Raw genomic sequence first — 538 nt, forward strand, 5'->3', positions numbered from 1 at the left:
ATTACATTCGAAAAAGCATGTTTTGATGTAATTTTCAATCATCAAGCAGCGTTGAGCGTGTTGCAAGGTAACGTTGAATTTAACATGTATCGAGGTGCACGTTCAGACCAAGAGGGTAATGAAGCTGCTGGTGTGTTAAAATCGCTTCAATTTGAAGAAGGTTCATTGCTATATGTACTTCGACGTGGTACAAATGTTGCTCAAGTACGTTTTGCGCCAAACTTTAACACAGATCCAAACTTTACGCTTGGTAGTGATATAGCGACAGACTTTAACAATAGATGTGGTGAAGTGTGTGGCGGAGGTCACGTACAATTTAAAGAGTTTGCAGGAGTTGCAACAACACTTGGCGAAAAATTTTTCTGCCAAGGAGCGACAATTGCAGCGGGTTCAATTATACCAACAACAATTACATATAATGAACAAACATTATTTGACTTGCTTGAACTGACAGCAGATACATTAATACCTGCAGGCTCAGTATTGGCAGCAGGGTCAGTTGTAGATGGTATACCATTAGTAAGTCCACTGACTGTTG

At 40.0% G+C, this 538-nt stretch carries 1 protein-coding gene; it reads left to right on the forward strand.

From position 1 onward, the window contains the following. On the forward strand, positions 1 to 538 hold a 538-nt coding region (locus KC460_05280), incomplete at both ends, for a hypothetical protein (protein MCA9770752.1).

The sequence above is a fragment of the Candidatus Dependentiae bacterium genome, assembly GCA_020431705.1.
In the GTDB taxonomy this organism is placed as follows: domain Bacteria; phylum Babelota; class Babeliae; order Babelales; family Vermiphilaceae; genus JAGQHQ01.